The sequence below is a fragment of the Streptomyces sp. NPDC048106 genome, assembly GCF_040706415.1.
In the GTDB taxonomy this organism is placed as follows: domain Bacteria; phylum Actinomycetota; class Actinomycetes; order Streptomycetales; family Streptomycetaceae; genus Streptomyces.
In genome coordinates this window covers 1-7703 of record NZ_JBEZND010000092.1, presented here as the reverse complement: position 1 = coordinate 7703, position 7703 = coordinate 1, and the positions used below count along the sequence as shown (strand labels likewise).

General features: G+C 73.1%; 10 protein-coding genes and 1 pseudogene. 2 read left to right on the top strand and 9 right to left on the bottom strand.

The genetic code is table 11. The features are described 5' to 3' along the window. The 9 genes and pseudogenes from AB0927_RS40660 to crcB (AB0927_RS40620) form a co-directional block, all read right to left on the bottom strand. Positions 1-785: NB-ARC domain-containing protein (locus AB0927_RS40660; RefSeq protein WP_366672908.1), on the bottom strand; the 785-nt coding region annotated here is incomplete at its 3' end. A gap of 214 nt (positions 786-999) precedes the next feature. Then, positions 1000-1143, bottom strand: a pseudogene (locus tag AB0927_RS40655) (helix-turn-helix transcriptional regulator); the annotation flags it as partial. 143 nt (positions 1144-1286) lie between these two features. After that, positions 1287-2225 (bottom strand): glutaminase, encoded by a 939-nt coding sequence (locus AB0927_RS40650; RefSeq protein WP_366672907.1) that lies wholly within the window; start codon positions 2223-2225, stop codon positions 1287-1289. A gap of 125 nt (positions 2226-2350) precedes the next feature. Next, entirely contained in the window at positions 2351-3349 is a 999-nt protein-coding gene (locus tag AB0927_RS40645) for an asparaginase (RefSeq protein ID WP_366672906.1), read from the bottom strand. Positions 3350-3520: 171 nt separating this feature from the next. Continuing rightward, entirely contained in the window at positions 3521-4192 is a 672-nt protein-coding gene (locus AB0927_RS40640) for a FadR/GntR family transcriptional regulator (RefSeq protein WP_366672909.1), read from the bottom strand. A 174-nt stretch (positions 4193-4366) separates the two neighbouring features. Continuing rightward, a complete protein-coding gene (locus AB0927_RS40635; RefSeq protein WP_366672905.1) occupies positions 4367-5203 on the bottom strand; it encodes an undecaprenyl-diphosphate phosphatase in 837 nt (278 codons plus the stop codon). A gap of 81 nt (positions 5204-5284) precedes the next feature. Continuing rightward, positions 5285-5653, bottom strand: a complete 369-nt coding sequence (crcB, locus tag AB0927_RS40630) for a fluoride efflux transporter CrcB (protein ID WP_366672904.1) — start codon at positions 5651-5653, stop codon at positions 5285-5287. Beyond that, the gene (locus AB0927_RS40625; protein WP_366672903.1) at positions 5650-6036 is read right to left on the bottom strand and encodes a DUF190 domain-containing protein; all 387 of its coding nucleotides are present in this window, start codon (positions 6034-6036) and stop codon (positions 5650-5652) included. The genes crcB (AB0927_RS40630) and AB0927_RS40625 overlap by 4 nt, the downstream gene beginning before the upstream one ends. Continuing rightward, positions 6033-6497, bottom strand: coding sequence for a fluoride efflux transporter CrcB (gene crcB, locus AB0927_RS40620; RefSeq protein WP_366672902.1), 465 nt, complete (start codon positions 6495-6497; stop codon positions 6033-6035). The genes AB0927_RS40625 and crcB (AB0927_RS40620) overlap by 4 nt, the downstream gene beginning before the upstream one ends. A 308-nt stretch (positions 6498-6805) precedes the next feature. Here crcB (AB0927_RS40620) and AB0927_RS40615 point away from each other — a divergent pair, with 308 nt between their 5' ends. Together AB0927_RS40615 and AB0927_RS40610 are read left to right on the top strand one after the other, a co-directional pair. Beyond that, positions 6806-7162: a VOC family protein gene (locus AB0927_RS40615; protein ID WP_366672901.1), complete on the top strand. Its 357-nt coding sequence runs from the start codon at positions 6806-6808 to the stop codon at positions 7160-7162. 43 nt (positions 7163-7205) lie between these two features. After that, complete coding sequence (locus AB0927_RS40610; protein WP_366672900.1) at positions 7206-7604, top strand: MarR family transcriptional regulator; 399 nt, start codon at positions 7206-7208, stop codon at positions 7602-7604. Positions 7605-7703: the final 99 nt, after the last annotated feature.

Here is a 7703-nt window from a genome sequence, read left to right as displayed (position 1 = left end):
CCTCCTCCGCCTTGCATCTCGACGCACCAGACCCCGCTCACCTGGGTCAAAACCGTGCCGTGACTTCCCTCCACCAAGACCCGCCGGACACCCCCCAGGCTCAGCAGCCGCAACATGCGGGCGGCCTGGCCGGTCAGCTGCCGGTACGACAGCTCGAACGCCGCCTCCACCCGCACATCGCCGGCGGCGAGCGCACCCAGGCGGCGTTCCTCGTCGGCCAGGCGCCGTACCAGGTGTTCCACGCTCCAGCCCGAGCGCACGGTCAGCCAGTTCGCGGCCACCCGCAAGGCCAGCGGCAGGTGCCCGCACAGCTTCGCCACCTGGCGCACGGCCTCGACTTCCGCGTCCGCCCGCTGCTCGCCCAGGATCCGCCGCAGCAGCTCGACCGCCTCGGTCTGCGCCATCTCGGACAGCGCCAGCCGGTCGGCGTCCTCCAGGCCGGTCAACGGCCGCCGGCTGGTGACCAGCACCAGACTCCGCCCGCCGCCGGGCAGCAGCGCACGGACCTGCCCCTCGTCCCGCGCGTTGTCCAGCACCACCAGGCACCGGCGCTCACCCAGCAGCGCCCGCAGCAGCCCCGCGCGCCCGGCCGCGTCCTCCTGCGTCAGCCGGCGGTCCGACACCCCCAGCGCCTTCAGCAGCGCCTCGCTCGTGTCCATGGGGCCTTCCACCCCGTGCAGGTCCACCACGAAACAGCCACCCGGGAACTCCGCCGCCAGGTCCACCGCCGCCTTGAGGGCCAGCGTCGTCTTCCCGCACCCCGGCGGACCCGAGATGACCGACACCGACGCCCCCTCGCCGGTGCCCGCCCGTCGCGCGGCTTCCCGCAGCCGCGCCAGCTCGCCGTCGCGCCGTGAAGTCCCCCACCGACCGCGGCGGCACAGCCGTCCCCGCCACCGCCACCGCACGCGTCGGACGCGCCGCCCGCGCCGCCGTCAGCAGGGCGTCCCACTCCGCGTCCGCGAGCCCCGGCCCCTCCGCCAGCGCCACCACCGTGCGCCGCTGCGGCACCCGGCTGCGTCCTCGCTCCATGTCGCCGATCGCCCGGGCACTGACCCCCGACGCCTCGGCCAGCTCCTCGATCGTCAGGCGACGCTGCTGCCGCTGACCGCGCAAAACAACTCCGAACGGCGTCCCCGACACCGGCCGCTCCTTCGTTCACCCGGGCCGGAGACCACGACGGGCTGGAGCCCGGCCACGAGCGAGTCCAGCCCATGGGATGACGGTAACAACCCCGGAACACCGGCCGTCCCACCAGCGGCAGGCCGACGCCTCGCCCCTCAACTTCAGAAGACGGACAGGCCGGTCAGGGTCGTGAAGCGGTCCAGGGCCGCCACGCCCGCCACCGAGTTGCCGCGTTCGTCCAGCCCCGGGCTCCACACGCACAGGGTGCAGCGGCCCGGTACGACGGCGATGATGCCGCCGCCGACGCCGCTCTTGCCGGGCAGGCCGACCCGGTAGGCGAAGTCGCCTGCCGCGTCGTACGTGCCGCAGGTCAGCATCACCGCGTTGACCTGTTTGGCCTGGCTGCGGCTGAGCAGCCGGCCGCCGTCGGCGCGGATGCCGTGCCGGGCGAGGAAGCCGGTGGCGAGGGCCAGGTCGGCACAGGAGGCGGCGATGGAGCACTGGCGGAAGTACTGGTCGAGCAGGACCGGCACCTCGTTGTCGATGTTGCCGTAGGACGCCATGAAGTGGGCGAGGGCGGCGTTGCGGTCGCCGTGCGCGGTCTCGGAGGCGGCGACCTCCTGGTCGAAGTCCAGCGCGGGGTTCGCGGACTCGGCGCGCAGGAAGTCGAGCAGTACGCCGGCCGCGTCCCCGGTACGGGTCTGGAGGCGGTCGGTGACGACGAGGGCGCCCGCGTTGATGAACGGGTTGCGCGGGATGCCGTTCTCGTACTCCAGCTGGACCAGGGAGTTGAACGGGTTGCCCGAGGGCTCGCGGCCGACGTGCTCCCAGAGTTCGTCGCCCTCGCGGGCCAGGTCCAGGGCGAGGGTGAACACCTTGGTGATGGACTGCGTGGAGAACGGCTGCCGCCACTCCCCCACCCCGTAGACCGTGCCGTCCAGCTCGGCGACGGCCATGCCGAAGGTACGGGGGTCGCAGGCGGCGAGCGCCGGGATGTAGTCGGCGGCGCGGCCCCGGCCCGGCGTGTGCTCCAGCTCCTCGGCGATGCGCTCCAGGACCGGCAGGAAGGTGAAGGACGACGTCGGTGCCATGATCACCATTGTGCCTCCTGCCGCTCCCGGAGCCCACTCCTCGCCCGCGCCCCGGAACCTCACGTCACCGCAGGTCAGGCGACCGGTGCCGGGCCGGCTTCGACCGCCTCGGGGCCCGGCGGCCCCGGCCGGCGTCAGGCGGAACCGAGTTCGCTCACCACGCGTACGGCTCCCACCGGCACCCCGCCGCCGAGCAGCGGCTGCCCCGCGAACCCGGTCAGCAGGGCCGGATCCACTCCGGCCAGCGCCAGCGCCCCCGCCGCGACCGGGATCCGCGCGCGGTCCGCCCCGTCCGCTATCTTCACGGCCACCGCCCGCCCGTCCGGCAGCGCGGCGACCTGCACCCCCTCGAAACCGTCCTTGGCCAGCAGCCCAGGCACGGCCCGCATCAGGGCCGCGACGTCACGGCCGTCACCGGACGCCATCTCCGCGTGGTCCCGCATCGCGTCGGCGACCCGCGCCTCCGCGGTACCCGGCGCCGCCGAGGTGATCCGGGACAGCGCGCGGGCCAGTCCGCGCAGGGAGATGGCGAACAGGGGCGCACCGCAGCCGTCCACGGTGACGTGCGCGACCCGCTGTTCCGTGAGGTCTTCGACGGTCTCCCGGATCGCCCGCTGCAAGGGGTGCGCGGGGTCCAGGTAGTCGGGGAGGGACCACCCGTTGAGCCGGGCGGTCCAGAGCATGGCCGCGTGCTTGCCGGAGCAGTTCTGGGCGAGCCGGGAGGGGGTCCGGCCGTCGCGGATCCAGGTGTCGCGGACGGCGGGGCCGAAGGGCAGGTCGGGAACGTTGCGCAGATCGTCCTCGCCGAGTCCGGCCAGGCCGAGGATGCGCCGGGTGCCGGCGAGGTGGCGCTCCTCGCCGGAGTGGCTCGCGGCGGCGAGGGACAGCAGTTCGCCGTCCAGCGGCAGCCCGGCCCGCAGCATGGCGACGGCCTGGAGGGGTTTGACGGCCGAGCGGGGGTAGAAGGCGGCCTCGGTGTCGCCGAGCCGGAAGCCGACGGCTCCGTCGGCGCCGAGGACGACGACGGAGCCGTAGTGGATGCCCTCGACGACACCGCCGCGGACGAGGTGGGCGACGGGGGCGTGGCGGGGTGCGCGGACGACGGGCGCGTCGGCGCGGGAGCTGATGTCCATTTCTGCCTGCATCAAGTGGTCGGGGCGGGCCGGTCCGCGGATCACGCGGCGGCGCGCCGGTCGGGTGCGGGGTGCGGGCGCGGGCGTCGTGCGGACGCGCCCGGGGCCGTGGCGGCCGGCGGCGGAGGGGCACGGTGGTGCGTCCGGCGCCGGCGTCGGCGGGTTCGGGGGTCAGGGGTGGGCGGCGCTCACGCCCGGGTCCGGTCGTCGGCGCACGATGTCGGTGAGGGTGCGTTCGACGCGGTCCAGGTGGTGGCTCATCGCCGCCAGCGCGTCCTGTTCGGAGCCGGCGGCGAGCGCCTCCACGATCGCGCGGTGCTCGCGGTCGGACTGCTCGCGGCGGCCGCCGAGTTCGTTGAGGAAGGCGGACTGGCGTGCCAGGGCGTCGCGGATCTCCTCGATGACCCGGCGGAAGACCGGGTTCTGGGCGGCCTCGGCCACGGTGAGGTGGAAGAGGGTGTCCATCGCGACCCACGCGGTGGTGTCCGTCTCCCGCTCCATGCGCTCCAGCAGACCGGTCAGTCGTTCCAGGTGGTCCGGGGTGCGGCGCAGCGCCGCGTAGCCGGCGACCGGGATCTCGACGTGCCGGCGGACCTCCAGCAGATCGCTGGCCGCGTAGTCGCCGAAGGTGGGGTCCTCCACCGCGTTGGCGACGACGAAGGTGCCCTTGCCGGTCCGGGAGACCGTGAGGCCCATCGTCTGGAGCGCGCGCAGCGCCTCGCGCAGCACGGGCCTGGAGACCTCCAGGGTGCGGCCGAGCTGCGCCTCGGAGGGCAGCTTGTCGCCGACGGCGTACTCGCCGCGTTCGATGGCGCCGCGGAGGTGGCCGAGGACCGCTTCCATCGCGCTCACGCGCCGCGGGCCGGGACCACCTGTCTGGCTGTCTGACAGGTTCACGGGGCGAATCGTGCGCGCCGTCCGGCCGCTCTGTCAAGGCGGGTGGTCGTCGGACACGAACGGGGTGCGGCGCCCGCGTGCGGGCTGCCGCACCCCGTGGGGTGGCCGAAGGGTCACGGCTCAGGCGTTGAGCGCACCGGTGGCGAGCAGGCCGAGCAGGCCCGCGCCGATGACGATGCGGTAGATCACGAAGGCGTTGAAGGAGTGCTTGGCGACGAACTTCAGCAGCCAGGCGATCGAGGCGTAGGCCACGACGAAGGAGACGATGGTGCCGACGGCCAGCGGAGCGGCGCCCACGCCCGCGCCGAGGGCGTCCTTCAGCTCGTAGATGCCCGCGCCGGTCAGCGCGGGGATGCCGAGGAAGAAGGAGAGGCGGGTCGCGGCGACGCGGTCCAGGTCCAGGACGAGCGCGGTGGACATGGTGGCGCCGGAGCGGGAGAAGCCGGGGAAGAGCAGGGCGAGGATCTGCGAGCAGCCCACCCACATCGCGTCCTTGAAGGACGTGTCGTCCTCACCGCGCTTGTGGCGGCCCATCTGGTCCGCGCACCACATCACACCGGAGCCGACGATCAGCGAACCGGCCACCACCCACAGCGAGGCCAGCGGCCCGTCGATCAGCGGCTTGGCGGCGAGACCCACCAGGACGATGGGGATCGTCGCGGCGATCACCCACCAGGCGAACTTGTAGTCGTGGTGGTAGCGCTCCTCGCGGTTGCCCAGGCCGCGGAACCACGCGGAAACGATCCGCTTGATGTCCTTGAAGAAGTACACGAGCACGGCGGCGATGGCGCCGACCTGGATGACGGCGGAGAAACCGACGACGGACTTGTCGTCGACGGGGATGTCCATGAGCCCCTCGGCGATCTTGAGGTGACCGGTGGAGGACACCGGGAGGAACTCGGTCACCCCCTCGACCACTCCGAGGACGACGGCCTGACCGACAGAGATGGCGCTCATGGAATCCAGTTCTGAGGAGAGTAGGTCGACAGTGTTGAGACAGTACTTGCCGCAGCGCGGCCGGGCGGCGGGTGCCCGCGCCTACCGGGCGCCGGCGAGCCAGAACCCCGCGAAGGCCGCGGCCAGCCCGGCCGCCACGCCGGCGACGACGTTCACCGAGGCGTAGAGGCCGGAGCCGGCCTCGGTGAGCCGCAGGGTCTCGTAGGAGAAGGTCGAGTAGGTGGTCAGCGCCCCGCACAGACCGGTGCCGAGCAGGAGTTGCAGCCGGGGTCCCGCGGCCCCGGTGGCGACGGCGCCGGTGACCAGCCCGAGGATCAGGCTGCCGACGACGTTCACCACCCAGGTGCCCCAGGGGAAGAGCGAGTCGTGCCGGGCCTGCACGGCGCGGTCGGTGAGGTAGCGCGTGGGCGCGCCGACCACGGCCCCGGCCACGACGAGCAGCCAGTTCACCGGGGTCCCCCGCCTTCCGGTCCCGCCGCGCCGGGATCCGGGCCTGGCGCGCGGCCGACGTACCGTACGACCTCGCACTCCTCCAGCGTGACCAGGCCCTCGCGGACCAGTTCGTCCAGCCGGGGCAGGAACGCCCGGATCCGCTCCTCGGTGTCCACGACGACCACCGCGACCGGCAGGTCCTCGCTCAGCGAGAGCAGACGGGAGGTGTGGATGCGGGAGGAGGCGCCGAAGCCCTCGATGCCCCGGAAGACGCTGGCGCCCGCGAGCCCGGCGGCATGCGCGCGGTGCACGATCTCGCTGTAGACGGGCCTGTGGTGCCAGGTGTCGTCCTCGCCGACGCAGACGGTCAGCCGCAGTGCGCGGCCGGTGAGCGAGGTCATGTCCGCTCCCTCCTGGTCAGCATCCGGCGGACGGTGACCGAGGCGAGCCACACCGCCGCGAGGGCCGCGCAGGGCGTCGCCACGAGATAGAGGAGCCCGGTTTCGGGGCGGCCGGCCTCGACCAGCCTGCGGATGTCGACGGTGTAGGTGGAGAAGGTGGTGAACCCGCCGAGGACGCCGGTGCCGAAGAAGGGGCGGACGAGACGGTGGGCGGCCCACACCTCGGTGAGGAACACCATGAACACACCCATCACGGCGCAGCCGATGAGGTTGGTCCAGAAGGTCGCCCAGGGGAAGCCGCCGGGCGGGGTGGGCCAGGTGAGGCTGAGTCCGTAGCGGCCGCAGGCGCCGAGGGCGCCGCCGACGGCGACCACGGCGACGATCGGGCCCTGGGCACGCCACCGCGTCCGCCGACTCGGTACGGCGCGGGCGCGGAGGGTGCCGGCTTCGGGGGTTGTCATCGTTCTTACGTCTCCTGCTCGGCCGGCCCCCGGTGGGTGATCACGGCCGGGCACCAGACTACCGCCGGATCGGCCGCCCACCGGTCACCCGTGGGCCGTCCGCCGAGCCGTTCACCTGCTCTTCTCCAAGAGGACTGCTCTTGTTCCGCCGGGGCGGGCTCAGCGCGTCCGGCCGCCGCCGGGGGCCGCGACCGGTCAGGATTGGAGAAGCCCCGGCGGGCTCCTCCGGCCTAGCGTGGGAGCACCGACGGGGAGCCCGTCGGGCCTCGTACCTCTTGGCATCCCCTGCTTTTCAAGGAGTGAGTTCCATGACCGCCGGCGTGCAGACGATCATCTACCCCGTCAAGGACCCGGAGCGGGCCAAGGCCCTGTTCGGCGCGCTGCTCGGCGTCGAGCCGTACGCCGACGAGCCGTACTACATCGGGTTCAAGGCCGCCGGGCAGGACGTCGGCCTCGACCCGAACGGGCATGCGCAGGGCCTGACCGGGCCGGTGCCGTTCTGGCACGTCACCGATCTGCGGGAGCGGCTCGCGGCGCTGGTGGCCGCGGGCGCGGAGATCGTCCAGGACGTCCGGGACGTCGGCAACGGCAGGCTCGTGGCCTCCGTGAAGGACGCCGACGGCAACATGGTGGGCCTGCTCCAGGACCCCGCCACCGAAAAGTAGTTGCACTCTCAACGAATGGCTGGATCGGTGCTACGGTGCCGGTATGGCAGTGGAAACGGCCGAGGCCCGGCTCGAGGAACGCTGGCGGGACATCCTCGCCGTGCACGCGCGCACGATGTGCGAGATAGACCGCGCGCTGCACCCCTACGGGCTGGGCGCCAGCGACTTCGAGGTGCTGGACATCCTGGCCTCCGAGTCGCCCCGCGACGGCGACCACTGCCGGGTGCAGAACCTGGTCGGGCGGGTGCATCTCAGCCAGAGCGCCCTGTCCCGGCTGATCGGCCGGCTGGAGAAGGACGGCCTGGTGGAACGCTCGGTGTGCGCCGAGGACCGCCGCGGCGTCTGGGTCTCCCTCACCCCCAAGGGCCGCGGCCTGCACACCGAGGTACTGCCGGTGCAACGGGCGGTCCTCGGGCGGATGCTGGCCGGGCAGGGCGACTAGGACTGCCCTAGTAGTGCTTTGTTAGGTCGTGTCGTAGGGCTGCCATGGGGTGGGTTGTCGGCAGGTGGGGCAAGTGCCGGTCCAGGTGGCCAGCAGGTG